15 protein-coding genes are annotated in these 18,057 nt (G+C 63.9%); 4 read left to right on the forward strand and 11 right to left on the reverse strand.

What is annotated here, in order from left to right; genetic code table 11:
* The first annotated feature begins 160 nt into the window (after positions 1-160).
* The 4 genes from GGQ61_RS02495 to GGQ61_RS02510 all read left to right on the forward strand — a co-directional run bounded on the left by GGQ61_RS02495 (position 161) and on the right by GGQ61_RS02510 (position 8,358).
* On the forward strand, positions 161-1,219 hold the full coding sequence (locus GGQ61_RS02495; RefSeq protein ID WP_183769780.1) for a hypothetical protein: 1,059 nt from the start codon (positions 161-163) through the stop codon (positions 1,217-1,219).
* The gene (locus GGQ61_RS02500) at positions 1,216-4,008 is read left to right on the forward strand and encodes a DUF1156 domain-containing protein (protein WP_221220811.1); all 2,793 of its coding nucleotides are present in this window, start codon (positions 1,216-1,218) and stop codon (positions 4,006-4,008) included. Before GGQ61_RS02495 ends, GGQ61_RS02500 begins: the two co-directional genes overlap by 4 nt.
* Positions 4,009-4,022: 14 nt before the next feature.
* Positions 4,023-7,319 carry a DUF499 domain-containing protein gene (locus GGQ61_RS02505; RefSeq protein WP_183769781.1) on the forward strand — a complete coding sequence of 1,099 codons (3,297 nt, stop codon included), beginning with the start codon at positions 4,023-4,025 and terminating at the stop codon, positions 7,317-7,319.
* 73 nt (positions 7,320-7,392) lie between these two features.
* Complete coding sequence (locus tag GGQ61_RS02510; RefSeq protein WP_082730586.1) at positions 7,393-8,358, forward strand: LysR family transcriptional regulator; 966 nt, start codon at positions 7,393-7,395, stop codon at positions 8,356-8,358.
* Here GGQ61_RS02510 and GGQ61_RS02515 read toward each other — a convergent pair.
* From GGQ61_RS02515 to trbB, 11 genes are read right to left on the reverse strand one after another with little or no spacing between them, the layout of a single operon-like run.
* Positions 8,291-8,530 (reverse strand): DUF2274 domain-containing protein, encoded by a 240-nt coding sequence (locus GGQ61_RS02515; RefSeq protein ID WP_054362464.1) that lies wholly within the window; start codon positions 8,528-8,530, stop codon positions 8,291-8,293. The genes GGQ61_RS02510 and GGQ61_RS02515 overlap by 68 nt on opposite strands.
* Position 8,531: 1 nt before the next feature.
* Positions 8,532-9,788 carry a TraB/TrbI/VirB10 family type IV secretion system protein gene (locus GGQ61_RS02520; RefSeq protein WP_054362463.1) on the reverse strand — a complete coding sequence of 419 codons (1,257 nt, stop codon included), beginning with the start codon at positions 9,786-9,788 and terminating at the stop codon, positions 8,532-8,534.
* Positions 9,785-10,813, reverse strand: a complete 1,029-nt coding sequence (gene trbG / locus GGQ61_RS02525; protein ID WP_054362462.1) for a P-type conjugative transfer protein TrbG — start codon at positions 10,811-10,813, stop codon at positions 9,785-9,787. The genes GGQ61_RS02520 and trbG overlap by 4 nt, the downstream gene beginning before the upstream one ends.
* Positions 10,810-11,493 carry a conjugal transfer protein TrbF gene (gene trbF, locus GGQ61_RS02530; protein WP_054362461.1) on the reverse strand — a complete coding sequence of 228 codons (684 nt, stop codon included), beginning with the start codon at positions 11,491-11,493 and terminating at the stop codon, positions 10,810-10,812. The genes trbG and trbF overlap by 4 nt, the downstream gene beginning before the upstream one ends.
* 2 nt (positions 11,494-11,495) lie before the next feature.
* Positions 11,496-12,848, reverse strand: a complete 1,353-nt coding sequence (gene trbL / locus GGQ61_RS02535) for a P-type conjugative transfer protein TrbL (RefSeq protein ID WP_066652932.1) — start codon at positions 12,846-12,848, stop codon at positions 11,496-11,498.
* Position 12,849: 1 nt separating this feature from the next.
* Positions 12,850-13,170, reverse strand: a complete 321-nt coding sequence (gene trbK-alt, locus GGQ61_RS02540; protein WP_054362459.1) for a putative entry exclusion protein TrbK-alt — start codon at positions 13,168-13,170, stop codon at positions 12,850-12,852.
* Between the two features lie 11 nt (positions 13,171-13,181).
* Positions 13,182-13,943, reverse strand: coding sequence for a P-type conjugative transfer protein TrbJ (trbJ, locus tag GGQ61_RS02545; RefSeq protein ID WP_054362458.1), 762 nt, complete (start codon positions 13,941-13,943; stop codon positions 13,182-13,184).
* Positions 13,940-16,378: a conjugal transfer protein TrbE gene (gene trbE / locus GGQ61_RS02550; RefSeq protein ID WP_054362457.1), complete on the reverse strand. Its 2,439-nt coding sequence runs from the start codon at positions 16,376-16,378 to the stop codon at positions 13,940-13,942. The genes trbJ and trbE overlap by 4 nt, the downstream gene beginning before the upstream one ends.
* Before the next feature lie 12 nt (positions 16,379-16,390).
* Positions 16,391-16,669 carry a VirB3 family type IV secretion system protein gene (locus GGQ61_RS02555; RefSeq protein WP_200912150.1) on the reverse strand — a complete coding sequence of 93 codons (279 nt, stop codon included), beginning with the start codon at positions 16,667-16,669 and terminating at the stop codon, positions 16,391-16,393.
* Positions 16,669-17,010 carry a TrbC/VirB2 family type IV secretion system protein gene (locus GGQ61_RS02560; protein ID WP_066652935.1) on the reverse strand — a complete coding sequence of 114 codons (342 nt, stop codon included), beginning with the start codon at positions 17,008-17,010 and terminating at the stop codon, positions 16,669-16,671. The genes GGQ61_RS02555 and GGQ61_RS02560 overlap by 1 nt, the downstream gene beginning before the upstream one ends.
* On the reverse strand, positions 17,007-17,948 hold the full coding sequence (gene trbB / locus GGQ61_RS02565) for a P-type conjugative transfer ATPase TrbB (protein ID WP_246370423.1): 942 nt from the start codon (positions 17,946-17,948) through the stop codon (positions 17,007-17,009). Before trbB ends, GGQ61_RS02560 begins: the two co-directional genes overlap by 4 nt.
* Positions 17,949-18,057: the final 109 nt, after the last annotated feature.

Below are 18,057 nucleotides of genomic sequence, written 5' to 3' on the forward strand. Positions count from 1 at the left end.
CGTTCGTGCACTTCGCGGACGCAGTTGCCTGCCTCTCCATGAATTGACGAAAGCCAAGGTAGAGAAGCCCCACGGTCGAACACGGCCGCTGCCTAAGGCATCGGGGAGCGTTGAATTCAGCGCTTGGCGCTTAGCTCATGCGGTCAAGAAGGCCGATTGCTTGCGATGGCCGACCACCCCGATTCGATGGCTGGGGGCTACCGGGTTTCTGCTCGAAAATGGCCACTTGTTTGATTGGACGGCGAACGAGTGGTGCCTGCTAGACGGCATGTCGAGTTTCTACGCCGACTTCTCAGGGTCGGGCTTTGCGGGGCGGATCGCACAAGGCATGGCTCTGCTGTTCCTGGAGGACAAAGGCTACGCCTACGTCGGTCGCTTTGAAACCGAGTGGACGCAACGCGCCGCCACGCAGAACCGACAATGGCCGGCGGACAAGTCCAAGGCGCCTGATTTTATCGCCGAAAATAGCCAAAGAGAATGGGTCCTCGCTGAGTCGAAGGGCGGATTTTCCTCCCCGGGCAAGATGCCACCCATCAAAGGCGCTTTGAAAGATGGACTGAGCCAACTCGACGGTTGGGACAAGTATATCAATCCCCAGCCAATCAAGAGTTTTGCGATCGGCACCTTCCTGCGGGAGGCCAACGATACCTCTGGCGAGACATCGCTCATCGCCTTCGTCGACCCCGAGCCGGAGACCCCAGAAAGTCCGGTCGAGTTTCCCCCGGACGTGGTTCGCCGGGCAAACTATGCCTCATGGCTGTCGGCTATGGGCTTGGACGAAGCGGCTGCTCGGCTTCGTGCGGGCGACGGAGAGCCGCAGCGGTACGAGCTTCCTGTTATCTCCGTTGCCGGGCGTCGGTACGCCGTCAGCATAGCCTCAGTGATGCCAAGGCACCCCGAACTATCCAGCCGTGAATTCTGGCGTGATTTTAGGGACTGGCCCTTCTGGCCTCTCCCCTGGTTACGGGATGGCGTCGACATCGAGCTAGTCGGTCTCGATCTCAAAGTCCTCAACGCACTGAGCTCGGCGACACAATCTGCCGCCGCTTCAGAGTTGATGGCACTTGAGCCTTCCGAGTGGCGAGACACGCCTGCTGACCTGGATGGTGGGGCGTTTTACGGCAGTGTTTTTTCGGATGGTTCCTTACTGGGCGAGCTGAGATTGCAGCGTCCCAGCCAGCCATTTCCGGATTTTGAATGGATCGAGGTGGAACTGTGACAAAATACAAGAAAAAGCTCATCGAAGTCGCGATTCCTCTTGAGAAGATCAATGAGGCCTCAGCGCGCGAAAAATCGATCCGGCACGGGCATCCGTCCACGCTGCATTTATGGTGGGCGCGGCGGCCGTTGGCGGCGTGCCGCGCCGTGCTGTTCGCCCAGCTTGTCGATGATCCGTCGAGCGACCTCGAAAAATTCCCCACGCATGAAGCGCAGGAGGCCGAGCGCAAGCGCCTGTTTGGCATCATTGAGGAATTGGTGAAGTGGGAGAACTCGACCAACGAGGAGGTGCTGGAACGTGCCCGCGCCGAAATCCGCAAGAGCTGTGGCGGCGATCTGCCGCCGGTCTATGACCCGTTCTCGGGCGGTGGATCGATTCCACTGGAGGCGCAGCGTCTCGGTTTTCCGGCCTATGGGTCTGATCTGAATCCGGTCGCGGTGATGATCGGCAAGGCGATGATCGAGATCCCGCCGAAGTTCAAGAACGAGGAACCGATTCATCCAGGCCCAAAGGACCGGCAGTTTTACCGCAACGCCGAGGGCATTGCGGAGGACGTCAAATACTATGGCGAGTGGGTGCGTGAGAAGGCGTGGGAGCGCATCGGGCATCTTTATCCACAAGTGGATCTACCGAAGGAGTACGGCGGTGGCAAAGGGACGGTGATCGCTTGGATTTGGGCAAGAACAGTACCCAGCCCCGACCCTGCCTTTTCCAGCGTGCAGGTTCCTATCGCATCGAGTTTCCTGCTCAGCACTAAGGCCGGGAAGGAAACGTGGGTAGAGCCGATTGTCGACAAGCAAGCCAAGGCCATCTCTTATCGGATCAGGCAAGGTGGCACGAAAGCCGAACTCGCTGCGGCCAAAGAAGGGACGAAGGCCGGTCGCGGTGCAAATTTCCGTTGCCTTATGTCGGATACGGCGATCACACCTGACTATGTGAAAAGCAATGGCCGCGCCGGCAACATGGGTCAAACCCTGATTGCGATCGTGGCGGAAGGCAATCGTGGCCGGGCGTATGTCGCACCTGCGGAGGCGCACGAGCATCTCGCTTTTTCGGCAAAACCCGACTGGAAACCAGGAACCAGTTTGCCGAATGATCCACGGAATTTCTGGACCGTGGACTACGGTTTGGCGACCTTCGGTGATTTGTTTACCGACCGACAGTTGGTAGCGCTGAACACCTTCAGCGAGTTAGTCCAAGAGGCGCGAACACAGATTCAGACTGACGCATTGGTTGCCGGGCTCGCTTCTGATCCGACCCCACTGCGCGATGGCGGCAAAGGTGCCAAAGCCTACGCCGAAGCTGTCAGCGTGTATTTGTCGTTTGCGATTGACCGGCTTGCGGATGCTGGCAGTTCGATCGCCACATGGTCGTCATCGGAGTTCATCCGTTTCACGTTTGCTCGGCAGGCGATCCCGATGACTTGGGATTTCGCTGAATGCAATGTCTTCAGCGATAGTACTGGAAACTATCTCGGTGCCGTCGATTGGGTCTGGAAGGCTCTCTCTGGGCTGAGTCCAAACGCGGCCGGCACTGAGATCCAGCACGATGCGCAGAATGTACGTTTGCCGAATGGAGCAGTCGTTTCGACTGATCCGCCATACTACGACAATATAGGATACGCGGATCTATCAGATTATTTTTATGTATGGCTCAGGCGTAATATCAAGGATGTTTATCCTGATCTTGGAAGCACTATTTCCGTTCCTAAAGAAGAGGAGCTGGTCGCGACGCCTTATCGGCACGGCGGGAAAGCGAATGCTGAGGAGCATTTTTTGACGGGTATGACGGCGGCTATATCTAGCCTCGCCCGCCAATCATCTTCATCATTTCCCGCGACAATCTACTATGCCTTTAAGCAAAGCGAGGTCGAGCAAGACGGCCTGAGTTCAACCGGCTGGGCAACCTTCTTACAAGCTGTGATTGAAGCAGGTTACGCGATTGTTGGAACGTGGCCTGTTCGAACGGAGCGTTCAGCCCGGACAATTGCGACTGGAACCAACGCTCTCGCAAATTCGGTCGTCTTGGTGTGCCGGAAAAAGGAGATCACAGCCGAGGTCGTTACCCGTGCCGAATTTATCCGTGCCCTGAAACGTGAATTGCCGCCGGCGATCTCAGAGCTTCAGGCTGCTACCATTGCACCAGCAGATATGCCGCAATCTGCGATTGGACCCGGCATGGGGGTATTCTCGCGTTATAAGGCTGTACTGGAGTCGGACGACAATCCGATGAGTGTGAAGACCGCACTACAGCTGATCAACAAGGAACTGGACGAATACCTGGGCGGTATCCAGGGGGAGTTCGACCCAGACACGCGCTTCGCTATCACCTGGTTCGAGCAGAATGGGCTGAAGACCGGCGAGTACGGGACGGCCAACAGCATCGCCACGGCGCGCGGCATCTCGGTCGAAAGCGTCAAGCATGCCGGGATCGTGGACAGCGCGGCCGGCAAGGTCCGCATCCTCGCCCGTGATGAACTCGACGAGGATTGGGACCCGGAGGAGGACCGACACCTGACGGTGTGGGAGTGCCTCCAGCATCTGGTCAGGCGGCACGAGAAGGACGGCATCTCCCACGACACCGCTGTCCTGTTGAAGAAAATCAACACCCAGGCCGAGGCGGTGAAGGATCTCGCCTACTGCCTTTACGACATCAGCGCCAACAAGCGGAAGGATGCGAAGGAGGCCACGGCCTACAACGCCCTGATCGCCGATTGGACCGAGCTGACAAAGGCTGCGGCAGCCATCCACGACACAAGCGGCGATCGTCAGATCCGGCTGGACATTTAAGGGGGGAACGGACCGTGGCAAAAAGTACGCGCCAATATGTGTTTGAAGGGATGGAACTGCTGCCGGCGGCGCTGATTCCCTTCGTCGAAAAGCGGCTCGAAACCTCGCTCAAGGGGCACTGGCAGGTCCAGGTTCTTGAGAAGCTGCCGGGCCTGCGCCCAAACAGCAATGGCGAGGTCGGTTGGGATCAGGCCGCGCTCTTCAATGCGATGGATCGTTTCTGGAGCGAGGCGTTCAAGGCGGTTCTCGGCCGCGCCGAACGCTCGTTGGTCAACGAACTGGGCGACGTCCGCAACAAACTCTCGCACAACGAGACCTTCACCTACGACGATGCCGAGCGCGCGCTCGATTCTATGCGTCGTCTAATGGAGGCGATCAGCGCCGGCGAGACGGCCGAGCTCCTTGGCAAGATGCGCGATACCATCCTCCGCACGAAATTCACTGAACTTCAGCGCAATGAGGAGCGGCGGAAAACCCAGCGCCTCGAGATCTCGGTAGAAACGGTGGCGGGGCTTTTGCCGTGGCGCGAGGTGGTCGAGCCGCACCAGGATGTCGCTACCGGCGAGTTCCAGCAGGCTGAGTTCGCGGCCGACCTCGCCAAAGTCCACTCGGGCAGCGCGCCGCCGGAGTACCGCGATCCGCGCCAGTTCTTCAGCCGTACGTATCTTACCGAAGGTTTGAGCGCACTTCTGGTCGGGGCCGCGAAGCGGCTGTCAGGCACCGGCGGCGATCCGGTCGTCGAGCTTCAAACCAACTTTGGCGGCGGCAAGACGCACTCGATGCTGGCCCTCTATCACATGGCGGGACCGACGCCGGTCCAGGACCTGTCCGGCCTGGACCAGTTGCTCGAGAAGCAGGGGCTCAGCGTGCCGAAGGCCATCAACCGGGCCGTGCTCGTCGGCACGTCACGGGGGCCGCAGGACTTGCTCCTTGCGGAGGGCGACCGCAAGATTCGCACGACCTGGGGTGAACTTGCTTGGCAGCTCGGCGGCGCTGACGCTTACGCGATGGTGGCGGAAAACGACGCCAGCGGCATCGCGCCGGGCTCACACCTCCTAGAGGCGCTCTTCAAGAAATACGCGCCGTGCCTGATCCTGATCGATGAATGGGTCGCTTACCTGCGGCAGATCTACAAGGTCGAGGGGCTGCCTTCGGGATCGTTCGACGCGAACCTGTCCTTCGTCCAGTCGCTGACCGAGGCGGTCAAGGCCAGCCCTGGCACACTACTCGTCGCGTCCTTGCCGGCCTCGCAGATCGAGGTCGGCGGCGAAGGCGGTCAAGAGGCGCTTGCGCGTCTCAAGCAGACCTTCAGCCGCGTGGAATCCTCGTGGAGACCGGCTAGTCAGGAAGAGAGTTATGAGATCGTCCGGCGGCGGCTGTTCAAGGACATCCCGGGAGACAAATTCCACCACCGCGACAACACGCTGAAGCAGTTCGCCAAGCTCTACCGCGAGAACGCCAACGATTTCCCGCAAGGCTGCGCGGATGAGGATTACCGGCGCAAGCTGGAAAAGGCTTATCCGATCCATCCCGAACTGTTCGACCAGCTCTACACAAGTTGGGGATCCCTCGAAAAATTTCAGCGCACGCGCGGCGTGCTGCGCCTGATGGCGCAGGCCATTCACGAGCTTGGGATGAATGCCGATCCGTCGGTGATGATTATGCCCGGCAGCGTGGCGGTGAGTTCGCCGCGTGTGGAGCCGGAATTGCTCCACTATCTCGACGTGAGCTGGCAGTCGATCATCGCCGGCGATGTCGATGGCACTGCGTCGACTCCCTACAAAGTCGATCAGTCGGCGCCGAACCTGAACCGGTACTCGGCGACCCGCCGCGTTGCCCGCGCGATTTTCATGGGAACGGCGCCCACTGCCCAGCAACAGAACACCGGCCTCGACGATAAGCAGATCAATCTCGGCGTCGTGCAGCCGGGCGAGCGCCCTGCGATCTTCGGCGATGCGCTGCGCCGGCTGACCAACCAGGCTAAGTTCATGCACGCCGATCTTGGTCGGTACTGGTATTCGATGTCGGCGAGCCTCAATCGCATCGCCGCGGACAAGGCTGCGCAGATCGAGGCGGCGCTTGTCGACGTGACGATCGACGCCGAACTCGGAAAATATGTGAACGGCCTCGCCGACCGCGGGCATTTCGATGCCGTGCAGGTGGCACCCGCGTCATCAGCTGAAGTTCCCGACGAGGCGGGCGGCGTGCGCGCCGTCGTGCTGGGCGTCAAATATCCCCACAACGGGCGCGATGGCTCGGATGCACTGGTCGAAGCGAAGGACATCCTCACTCAGCGGGGCAGTACGCCGCGCGTCTATCGCAACATGCTGGTGTTCATCGCAGCGGAAGCCCGGCAACTCGACCATCTGCGGGATGCCGTTCGCGCGTCCCTGGCTTGGGGCGAAATCGTCCGCGACAAGGAGCGCCTTGAACTCCGGCCGAGCGACCAGAAGCTCGCCGAGGCGAAGCAAGCCGAAGCGAGAGAAACGATGAAGACCCGCCTCAAAGAGGCGTGGTGCTATCTGCACTATCCGGCCCAGGAGAGTGCCCAGGCCGATTGGGAGTGGGTGTCGGGCAAGATTCCGGCGCAGGACGGGCTGCTGGCTCGGGCTAGCAAGAAGCTGGTGGCTGAAGAGGGCTTGCTGATGGAGTTGGGGCCGTCGCGCCTCGACCGCGATCTCCAGAAATACATCTGGAACGACAAGCCGAGACTGTCGCTCAAGGATCTGCGGGAATATCTGAACCGCTACATCTATTTGCCGCGCCTGAAAGGGCAGGATGTGCTGGTCAAGGCGGTGCATGCGGCGATCAGCGGCATCCTGCCCGGTCCTTTCGCCTATGCCGAGCGGTGGGACGAGAAGACGGACACCTATGCGGGGCTTGCTATCGAGCGGGCGGGCAATACGCCAGTGGTCATCGACAGCGACAGTGTCATCATTAAACCGGATGTCGCCGACGCACACCGTCCGGCGCCAGTACAAACCGATGCTGGCGGCACGCTAGGGGGCGCTGGCGGTACTCTGCCGACGCCGGGCGAACCTGTCATCGGTGGCGGACCTACCACGTCGCCGACAGAAAAGAAGCCGACGCGATTTATTGGCGCGGTGATGATCTCACCTGAGCGGCCAGCGCGGGACATCCATCAGATTGTCGAGGCGATCGTCGAGCAGCTCACAACGCTTCCGAATAGCGCCGTGAAACTTCGTTTGGAAATCGACGCTGATGTTCCATCAGGCCTAGATCGAGCAAAAGTGAGAACGTTGATTGAGAACGCGAACACCCTCGGGTTCATCGAGAAGTCAGTCGAATGAAAGTAGAGTTACCTAATTCCTCAAACTGCAGACGGCGATTGGCCCGAATCGGAGAAGAGGCGGAGTTGCTGCGTTGCCCTTTGAAATTCGGCACATTCGTTATGTGATTGCCGCTGCCGATCACGGTAGCTTTCGCCGAGCAGCTGCCGCACTGGGCATACAGGAATCAGCTATCAGCCGCCGAATTCGTGATCTGGAAGATCGGCTTGGCGCCCCCTTGTTCACGCGATCGGCAGGTGGCGTGCAACTCACCCAAGCAGGCAGGCAATTCGTTCAACGCGGTCGAAAGGCACTGTCGCAAATCGGGATGGCGCGAGCGGAAGTGTCTGCGATCGGCCGCGGGGAAGATGGCGAAGTTCGAATCGGCATCTTTTCGTCGCTGGCCTCTGGCTTTCTGGCTGACCTCTTCCAAGCCTTCGGGCAGCGCTACAAAGCGGTGAAGTTGAGCTTTGCCGATGGTAATCCCGCTGAACACGTCGCCGCCGTGCGGCAGCGTCAACTCGACGTTGCGTTCTTGACTGGGCTCACGAGCTGGCCGGATTGCCAGAGCCAGCACCTTTGGACGGAACGCATCTTCGCGGTGTTGCCTTTGCATCACCCTCATGCCGACGACATGGAAGTCACCTTCGGCGATCTGGCTGGCGAGCCCTTCATAGTCAGCGAGAGCGCGCCCGGCGAAGAAATCCACGACTATCTCGTCCAGCGTCTCGCCGACCTCGGACACCATCCCGAGATCCAGCAGCAGGCGGTAGGACGAGATAATCTGATGCAGCTTGTGGCGCTCGGACGCGGACTCACCGTGACCAGCGAGGCCACGACGGGCACGCAGTTTCCCGGCGTGGTGTTTCGCCCGATCGTCGGCGAGATATTGCCATTTCGCGCCGTCTGGGCGTCGCGCAATGATAATCCGGCATTCCTGCGACTGCTCGATCTCGCGCGTTCAATGGCGCGAGTGGATCAGTCTTTCGGGATCAACGGTTCCGCGAAGTCGGCAGCATTGCACGCCGGGCCTTCACAAACTCCCGATCCGTCGCGATGAAGCGCTGCAGCATTGGCACGATCAGACGAACAGGATCGCCAACAGCCTGCCCGGCGTCGCTGGCGAGGATGTCTGCATAGGCAACAAGTTCGCGGTGCAGACCGGCCGGCAGTTCCAGCGTGACTTTGACCGGCTTGTCGTCGGTTATGGGGCCGAGTTTCAGCTTCGCCATGTCAGCCTCCGTAGGGTTCGAGTACAAGATCGCGCGTGACGATCACGCGGACGGGGAAGCCCGGCCGGATGGTGAGCGTTGGTGCGATATTGAGCTGGCGCTGGACGATCTGCTGGCCGGTCTGGCTGATGCTGTTCGATGCGCCGTTACGCAGGGCCCGCACAATGTCGCTTTCGCCGCTCGACGAACCAGATTCTGCGCCGACGCTGAGCAGCGTGGACAAGGCCGCGGCCTTGAACAGTTCGCCCCAATGGTAATCGACGCCATCCTCCAGCCCGGCATAGCCCTCGGCGTCGGCGCCGGGTTGGCGTTCCAGTACGATCGAGTGGCCATTCGGGAAGATTAGCCGGCTCCAGACGAGCAGGATGCGGCGCTGTCCGAACCCGACGCCGCTATCATACTGGCCGATGACGCGGGTGCCCTGCGGCACGAGTAGGATCTTACCCGTCGGGCTGTCATAGACATTCTCCGTCACCTGCGCCGTGATCTGGCCTGGCAGATCGGAGTGGATGCCGGTGATGAGCGCGGCGGCGATCACCGCGCCAGCCTGAAGCACATTCTTCGACGCGGGCGCTACAACGCGATCCGGGGAGACGGTGCGCTTGTCGGGCGTCTGGTTGAGGAAGGCGAGTTGCCGATCCTGCGCCGAGGGTGTGGCTGGCTGCGGCGCGAGGCCGAGACTGGCGAGATCGGGTTGCGGTACGGTCGCGGTAGTCGGCGTTGTGGCGGTGTTCCCCGGCCTCGTTTCGGTGTTGGCGAACAGCCTTGCGGTCCGCGCCGATTCCAGTTCCTGCGCCCGGCGTTGTTCCTCCGGTGTTGGTCCGACAGGCCCCAAAGGGGTGGCAATCCCCGGCGTCGGTACGGGCTGACCGGCATTCTGTGCGTTGAGGATCGGACGGCCGAGATCGCCGGGCAGCGGCGGGCCGAGTTTGGGGACGCCGCTATAGTCCTTGGGTAGTCCGGCGAGGCCATCCGGCGTGGTGCGGTTATCGGTTGAGATCAGTTCCTGGCCTTGTTCGCCGCCATGACGGGTCTGGAGCGCATAGATCAGCGCGCCGCCGACGCCGACGCTGGCGGCAAGACCGAGACCTGCGAGCACCTTGCGCGACAGGCGGGTGATGCGCGGCGGCTCGGGCCGCAGCCGCATCGGCGCGACCGGCTCGCCGGTCAGCGGGCGTGCATTATCTTCAGTGGGCTCGACAGGACGCCCAACCTCTGGCTCGCGCCCTTCTTTCTTGTCGGGATCATCCTGTTTCACGACGCTGGCCTCCCATCGGTGCGGGAGATGCGGACGCGCTTCTGGTTCTTGTCGGCTCCGAAGCGAAGCTCGGCGGCGGCGAACAGCCGATCGACGATCATGTAGTTGCCGCGCACGCGGTAGTTCACGAGTTCGGATGTCGCGCCCTCCGGCCCGACGACGAACAGCGGCGGCATCTCGCCCTGGCCGATGCCGCGCGGAAACTCGATGAACACCTGCCGGCCGTCGTCGAATGCGCGGAGCGGCCGCCACGGCGCGCGGTCGCCCAACACCTCGTAGCGGAAATTTACACGGGAGAGATCGATGCCGTTCGCGATCGGTTGCTGGGCCTCGGCTTGGCTGTTCTGGCGACGCAGCGCGATGAGCTGGTCCTGCGGATATTGCCAAGACACTGACGCCATATAGGTCGAAGGCGTCGAGCGCAGTTCCATATGGTAGGTGCGACGATCAGTGTTGATAACCAGGTTGGTCATCAGCTCGGCGCGCGTGGGCTTCACCAGGATATGCACGACCTTCGCCGCGCCTGTGCCGCTCTCGGTATCGCCGATTATCCAGCGCACCGTGTCGCCAGCGGCGACCGGGCCGGAGCCGACGAGCTGTTCTCCGGGCTGGAGCGAAATGTCGGTGATCTGCCCCGGCGAGGCATAGACCTGATAGAGCGCGCCATCGACGAAGGGATAGACCTGCATCGAATTGATGAAGCCGTTACGCACCGGCTGCATCCGCGCGGCGGCATTGGCCTGGTTGACGCGCACGGTCGGATCGGCGGCTTCTGGCTCGGGCTTGCCGTCCTTGCTGACCGGTTTCAACTGGCCGGGAAGCGGCAGCGGCCTGGGCAGCTCGACGACCTGCACGGGCTTGGGCGGATCGGCGGCGATGACGGCCGGAGCCGCATCGTCATAGGAAATCTCCGGCGGTGGGGTGTGCCCCGCACAGCCCGTGAGGGCGCAAGCGGAAAGCAGGAAAGCCGCGAGTGAGGCATTGCGGAAAGCCGGCCTCCCAGCTTTGCGGAAGGTCGGTGTCATTGTCCAAGCTCCTTCGACCAGTTGATGGCGTTGATGTAGATTCCCAGCGGGTTCTTCCGCAGCGTGTCGGCATCGCGGGGCGGCTGTACGGCGACGGTGAGGATCGCGGACCAGCGTTCGGAGCTGGCGAGCGAACCGTCCTGATAGCGGCGCTCGATCCAGGCGACGCGGAAGCTCGATGGCGAGGCGCGGATCACACTCGACACCTCGACCGCGACCTGCTGCCTGCCGACCTTGGCGAACGGATCGTTCGAGCGCGCATAGTCGTTGAGCGCCAGCGCGCCGGCCTGCGTGGTGAAGTCATAGGCGCGCAGCCAGTTCTGCCGCACGATGATGGCGTCGGCCGGAATGCCCCGGACCTGCTCGATGAACCGCGCGAGGTAGAAGGCGATCTGCGCGTCGTTCGGCTGATAGTCGGCGGTCGCGGGCGCAATCGCCTGCGCCTGTCCAAGCCGATCGACCTGCACCACCCATGGCACGATCGAACCGTTCATCGACTGCCAGAACACTCCGGCCGAGAGAGCGGCGGAGAGCGCCAGCGAGCCGAAGGCCATCAGCCGCCAGTTCTTCGCCTGTACACGGGCCGAGCCGATGCGGTCGTCCCAGACCTGGGCGGCGCGCTGATAGGGCGTCTCGGGTTCGGGGGATTTGCCGTAGTGGGTGGAAGGTCGCTTGAACATGGTCAGTCGCTTTCGGAGAGGTTGACGGAAGAGCCGCCGCCATGGGCATCGCCGGATTTGACGGCGTGGGCAGCGGCCTGGACGCCATGCGTCATCTGCTGGCCGCGCTTCATGCGTTTGGCCCAGGCGGGCGGGCGGTCGGCGGACGATGGCGTGGCGGAGGCGGCGGGTGCAGATGCGGCGGAGCTGGCATCTGCCTCGGCCGCGCCCGCATCACCGGATACGGCGCGGCCACCCGCTTCAAAGCTCTCGCGCATCGAGGCGGCGGCACGCCGGAATGGGCTGGCGATGGCAGAGCCGGCTTTCGATGCGCCGGTCGATGCGACATTGCCAAGACCGGAGGCAACGCCGGATGCGCCGGACTGGCCGGCCGCGCCAAGGCTGTAGGCGGTGGACGCGCCACCCGCGAGTGTGGCCCCGCCACGGGCGGCAGCGGCAGCGCCTCCGGCAAGGGCAGCTCCACCAGATGCCACGGCGCCGACCGTCGCTGCACCCGCCGCGACCATGCCACCGGCGGCGAGACCCGTGCCGACCGCCGCGCCCGCACCAAGCTGCGGGCCGCCGGAAACGAGACCGTTGGCGATGCCGGGGCCGAAGATGCCCAAGCCCAGCAGTGCCAGGGCCGCGAGCACGATGGTCATGGCGTCGTCGATCGAGGGCGTCGCGCCGTTGAAGCCGGCGGTGAACTCGGAGAACAGGGTCGAGCCGATGCCGATGATGACGGCGAGCACCAGGACTTTGATGCCCGACGAGATGACGTTGCCGAGGACGCGCTCGGCCATGAAGGCGGATTTACCGAACAGGCCGAACGGGATCAGCACGAAGCCGGCGAGCGTCGTCAGCTTGAACTCGATCAGGGTGACGAAGAGCTGGACGGCGAGGATGAAGAAGGCGAGCAGGATCAGCGCCCAGGCGAACATCAGGCAGGCGATCTGGATGAAGTTCTCGAAGAACGAGACCCAGCCCATCAGGTCGGAGATGGAATCGAGCAGCGGCCGGGCGGCGTCGAGGCCGGTCTGCGCGACCTTGCCGGGGCGCAGGAGATCGGCGGTGGTGAACCCCGTGCCTGACGCCTTCAGCCCGAGACCGGCGAAGCTCTCGAAGACGATGCGGGCGAGGTTGTTCCAGTTGCCGATGATGTAGGCGAACACGCCGACAAACAACGTCTTCTTGACCAGCCGCGCGATGATGTCCTCATCGGCGCCCCACGACCAGAACAGCGCCGCCAGCGTCACGTCGATGACGATCAGCGTGGTCGCGATGAACGCCACTTCGGGGCGCAGCAGGCCGAAGCCGCTGTCGATATAGCGGGTGAAGACATCCAGGAAATGGTCGATGACGCCGGCGCCCTGCATCTCAGCGGCTCCCGTTCTGGTCTGGTATGGACGGGGTTGGAGCGGTCGGCTCCGGGGACGCGACCGGCGCGGGCTGGCCCAGGAAGCGGCGACGGTTTTCGGCCCAGGCGTGAAGGCAGGACGGATCGCGCCCACCGGCTTCGCCCATTGCGCCACACCGCGCGAGTTCCACGCGCAGCGGATCTCGCGCCGGTGCCGGTCGCACCTGCGCGACCGGATCGTCCGCCCGCTCGGCGGGCCGGTTTATCTCGATTGCGGTGGCGGTGATCGCCAGCGCGACGAAGACGATGGCGCCGATACGCGCGAGGGTCTTGCCGTCCATCACGCCCCCGCTCAGTTGTTACCGTGGAACATCTGCGCGTTGCCGGGCTGGTAGCCCGATCCCGGCGTCAGGAAGCGGCGGCGCTGTTCCTGTCCCTGTGCGGCGGCGGCAGCGCGTTCGGCATCCGTCAGCGCCTGCGCCCGGCCGTTGGCGGCAACGAGCGCGGTGAGGTCGGCGAGTTGCTGGGCCTGGAGCGCGAGAAGCTGGTTACCGGCCTGCGTCGCCTGCAACGCGCCGGTCGCCGACTGGCTCGACCCGACCAGCGCCGACATCTGCGTGCGGTTGGTGTCGATGTTGCCGACCACGGTGGCCTGCACGCGCATCGCGTCCTGCAAGCCGCCGACCGTGTTCTGCCAGCGCGATTTCGCGTCGGCGACGAGCTGCGCGTCCGACGCCGACATGGAAGCGGTCGAGTATTTCTGGCTGAAGACCTGATCGATCTTCTGGACGTCATAGGCGATGTTCTGCGCCTGGCTGAGCAGTTGCTGGGTGCGCTGCACCGACTGCTGCAACTGCTGGAGTGACGAGTAAGGCAGGCTCGCCAGATTGCGCGCCTGATTGATGAGCGACTGCGCTTCGTTCTGGAGCGAGGTGATCTGGTTGGTGATCTGCTGAAGCGAGCGCGCGGCGGTCAGCACGTTCTGCGCATAGTTGGACGGATCAAACACGACCCATTGCGCCTGCGCTGGTGTCGTGATGATCGGCGACAGGGCCAGCGGGACGGACAGGATGGACGCGGCAAGCAACGCCGCGCGTGAACGGCGCAGTTTCATTGGGACTTCTCCTTGTTGGTGAGGTTGGGAATGAGATCGGCGGCCCAGCCGACGCCGCGATGGCGCAGCCAGGCGTCGAGGAATCCGTCCGTGCCATGCTCGGCGGTGACGCGGGCGATGGCGGCCTGATCGGTCTTCGAGGATGCGGCGCAGAGCGCTAGCGCCACCTCCGACAGGCCCAGCTCGAACAGCCGGTTGCCGCGCCGCGACTGGCAGTAATAGTCACGCTTGGGCATGGCCCGCGCGATGATCTCGATCTGCCGGTCGTTGAGACCGAAGCGGCGATAGATGGCGGTGATCTGCGGCTCGATCGCGCGCTCGTTGGGAAGCAGCAACCGGGTCTGGCAGCTTTCGATGATGGCGGGCGCGATGGCGCTGCCGTCGATGTCCGACAGCGACTGCGTGGCGAAGATGACGCTGGCGTTCTTCTTCCTGAGCGTCTTCAGCCATTCGCGGAGCTGGCCGGCGAAGCCCTCGTCGTCGAGCGCGAGCCAGCCCTCATCGACGATGATGAGGGTCGGCGATCCGTCGAGCCGGTCTTCGATGCGATGGAACAGATAGGCCAACACGGCGGGCGCGGCTTCGGTGCCGATCAGCCCCTCGGTCTCGAACGCCTGCACCGTCGCCGTGCCGAGATGTTCGGCCTCGGCATCGAGCAACCGGCCCCACGCCCCGCCAATGCAATAGGGACGCAGCGCCTGCTTGAGGTCGTTGGACTGCAAGAGGACGCAGAGGCCGGTGATCGTGCGTTCCTCGATCGGCGCGGAGGCCAGCGAGGTCAGCGCTGTCCAGAGATGCTCTTTCACCTCCGGCGTGATGGCGACGCTTTCGCGGGCGAGGATCGCGCCGAGCCAGTCGGCCGCCCATGCCCGTTCGGCGGCGTCATCGACGCGGGCGAGCGGTTGCAGCGATACGCTGTCGGCGCTGCCCTCGGTCAGCCCGCCGCCGAGATCGTGCCAGTCGCCGCGCATGGAGAGCGCCGCCGCGCGGATCGAGCCGCCGAAGTCGAAGGCGAAGACCTGCGCGCCGGCATAGCGCCGGAACTGCAAGGCCATCAGCGCCAGCAGCACCGACTTGCCCGCGCCGGTCGGGCCGACGATCAGCGTATGGCCGACATCGCCGACATGAAGGGAAAACCGGAACGGGGTCGAGCCTTCGGTCTTGCCGAACAGCAGCGGGGGGGCTGCGAAGTGCTCGTCCCGTTCCGGCCCCGCCCACACCGCTGACAGGGGAATCATGTGGGCGAGATTGAGCGTGGAGATCGGCGGCTGCCGGACATTGGCGTAGACATGGCCGGGCAATGATCCCAGCCAGGCGTCCACGGCGTTGATGGTCTCGGCCATCGCGGTGAAGTCGCGGCCCTGAATGACCTTCTCGACCAGCCGCAGCTTCTCGTCGGCGATGCGCGGATCGGCGTCCCACACCGTCACCGTCGCGGTGACATAGGCGATGCCGGCATAGTCGGCGCCGAGTTCCTGAAGCGCGAGATCGGCGTCCGCTGCCTTGTTCGAGGCGTCGGTATCGACCAGCGCCGACGCCTCGTTGGTCATCACCTCCTTCAGGATCGCGGCGATCGACTTGCGCTTGGCGAACCATTGCCGCCTAATCTTCGTCAGCAGCTTCGTCGCGTCCGTCTTGTCGAGCAGGATCGCGCGGGTGGACCAGCGATAGGGAAAGGCCAGCCGGTTCAGCTCGTCGAGCAGGCCCGGCGTCGTGGCGGTCGGGAAGCCGGTGATGGTCAGCACGCGCAGATGCGCCGACCCCAGGCGCGGTTCCAACCCGCCGGTGAGCGGCTGATTGGCGAGCAGCGCGTCGAGATAGACCGGCGTCTCGGGGACGCGGACGCGATGGCGGTGTGTCGAGACGCAGCCATGCAGATAAGTCAGCGTTTCGCCGTCATCGAGCCAGCGGCATTCCGGCATGAAGGCTTCGACCAGGCGCAGCAGCCGGTCGGTGCGGTCGGCGAAGCCAGCCATCACCTCATGGGGATCGATACCGGTCTTCTCGCGGCCCTCATAGAGCCAGGTCTCGGCGCGCGCCGCGTCCTCGGCCGGCGGCAGATAGGTGAAGGTGAGGAAATAGCCCGACTCGAAATGCGATCCGGCTTCCTCGAAATCGGCTTTCCGTTCCGCATCGACCAGCGCCGACGCCGAATCCGGGAAGGTGCTGTTCGGATAGGTCGCGGCGGCATGGCGCTGCGCCTCGACGAAGATCGCCCAGCCCGAACCCAAACGGCGGAAGGCGTTATTGAGGCGGCCGGCGACGGCCACCAGCTCGGCCGGCACGGCCGAATCCAGATCGGGACCGCGAAACCGCGCGGTGCGCTGGAAGCTGCCGTCCTTGTTGAGCACGATGCCGGGAGCCGCCAGCGCCACCCAGGGCAGGAAATCGGCGAGCCGGGCTTGTCTGTCGCGATATTCGGCGAGGTTCATCATGGCCGCGCCCCCTCAGACCGAAAGGTGCGCGGGGATGCGTAGATGGCGGCGGCCGACCTCGACGAAGAGCGGATCGCGCTTCGCCGCCCACACCGCCGCGAAATGCCCGATCGCCCAGATGAGGATGCCGGCCAGCCAGAGCCGCAGGCCGAGCCCGACCGCGCCGGCCAGCGTACCGTTCATGATGGCGATGGCGCGCGGCGCGCCGCCGAGCAGGATGGGTTCGCTGAGCGCCCGGTGCAGCGGGACGGTGTAGCCCGGCACCTCTCCGCCCTGATCGACGACGCCCATCAGACCAGCGCCCCGCCGCCGAACGAGAAGAACGACAGGAAGAAACTCGACGCGGCGAACGCGATCGACAGGCCGAAGACGATCTGGATCAGTCGGCGGAACCCACCGTTGGTATCGCCGAAGGCCAGCGTCAGGCCGGTGGTGATAATGATGATGACGGCGATGATCTTGGCGACGGGTCCTTCGATCGACTGGAGGATGGATTGCAGCGGCGCTTCCCACGGCATCGATGAGCCGGAAGCATGGGCGGGCGCCGCCACCATCACGCTGAGCGTGGCGACCGAAACGGTCATGGCGAGGCGCCGGCGCGACAGGCGCAGGCGGTGGACAACAGGCATCATTGGGAGGCTCCTTCAGGCTGGGGGTGATGGTTGACGGGCGCGATGCGGTAATCCCCGTCCGGGCCGAGGCCCGCGACGCGGGCGAGTTCGGACACGCGCCGCGCGGAACCGCGGCCGGACAGCACGGCCACCAGGTCGATCGTCTCGGCGATCAGCGCGCGGGGTACGGTGACGACGGCTTCCTGAATGAGCTGTTCCATCCGCCGCAAAGCGCCAATGGCGCTGCCGGCGTGGATCGTGCCGACACCGCCGGGATGGCCGGTGCCCCATGCCTTCAGGAGGTCGAGAGCTTCCGCGCCGCGCACCTCACCGATGGGGATGCGGTCGGGGCGCAGGCGTAAGCTGGAGCGGACGAGATCGGAGAGCGAGGCGACGCCATCCTTGGTCCGCATGGCGACGAGGTTGGGTGCAGCGCATTGCAGTTCGCGGGTATCCTCGATGATGACGACGCGATCGGAGGTCTTCGCCACTTCGGCCAACAGCGCATTGGTTAGTGTGGTCTTGCCGGTCGATGTACCGCCGGCGACGAGGATGTTGGCGCGGGACGCGACACCCTCGCGCAGCGCATCGGCCTGGGCCGCCGACATGATCCCCGCCGCGACATAATCGTCCAGCGTGAACACGGCGACGGCGGGCTTGCGGATGGCGAAGGCCGGGGCCGCGACCACGGGTGGCAACAGCCCCTCGAACCGCTCTCCGGTTTCGGGCAGCTCGGCCGAGACGCGCGGGGCGCCGGCATGGACCTCGGCGCCGACATGGTGGGCGACCAGGCGGACGATCCGCTCGCCATCGGCGGGCGACAGCCGCTCGCCCGTGTCGGACAGTCCTTCGGAAGGCCGGTCGACCCAGATGCGCCCGTCCGGGTTCAGCATCACCTCGACGACGGACGCATCTTCCAGAAACCGGGCAATCGCTGGCCCTAGCGCCGTGCGCAGCATCCGCGCGCCGCGTGCGAAACCTTCTCGATTGTGTTGTGAAGCCTTCATGTCACCCCGAGTTCAGCGGGGATCGACAGACCTTCCCCTTGCGGGGTTGATTAAAAGAGCC

It is taken from the genome of Phenylobacterium haematophilum, from assembly GCF_014196295.1.
Taxonomy (GTDB): Bacteria; Pseudomonadota; Alphaproteobacteria; order Caulobacterales; family Caulobacteraceae; genus Phenylobacterium; species Phenylobacterium haematophilum.